Origin of the sequence: Syntrophomonas wolfei subsp. methylbutyratica (assembly GCF_001570625.1) — a bacterium.
In the GTDB taxonomy this organism is placed as follows: Bacteria; Bacillota; Syntrophomonadia; order Syntrophomonadales; family Syntrophomonadaceae; genus Syntrophomonas; species Syntrophomonas methylbutyratica.
Genome location: NZ_BBQT01000068.1, coordinates 1 through 513 on the forward strand (window position 1 = coordinate 1; position 513 = coordinate 513).

General features: G+C 68.0%; 1 protein-coding gene. It reads left to right on the forward strand.

Going from position 1 to position 513, the window contains the following annotated elements:
• A partial coding sequence (locus tag AWB54_RS15040) for a nucleoside recognition domain-containing protein (protein WP_304650843.1) occupies nucleotides 1-424 on the forward strand: 424 nt, incomplete at its 5' end.
• Nucleotides 425-513 lie beyond the last annotated feature (89 nt).

The window sequence follows — 513 nt, forward strand, 5'->3', positions numbered from 1 at the left end:
CGTGGCCACGCTCCTGACCTGGTTCCTGCAGACCTTCGACGCAAAGCTCAACGTGGTGACGGACAGCGCCAAAAGTCTGCTCGCCATGATCGGCACCGCCATCGCGCCTGCCCTCAACCCTGTGGGCTTCGGCGACTGGCGGATCGCCACGGCGCTGATCACCGGCTTCATCGCCAAGGAGTCCGTGGTCCCCCCCCTGCAGATCCTGCTCGGGGGCGGGGCACCGTCCAGCCTGTTCACCGTGCGCCGCTCCCTGACCTTCCTGTCTTTCACCCTGCTCTATACCCCTTGCGTCGCCGCGGTCTCGGCGGTGCGCCGGGAGCTGGGCTCCGGGCTCCGCGCCCTGGGCGTTGTGATTGCCCAGACGGCTGTGGCCTGGATCGTGGCCTTCGCCGTCTATCAGCTGCTGGGGATCTGGCTGTGACCTGGCTGGATTGGGCGGTGCTGGCCCTTCTGGCCGCCTGGGTCGCCGGCAGCATCGCGTGGATGCGCCGCCGGAGAAAAAAGGGCAAG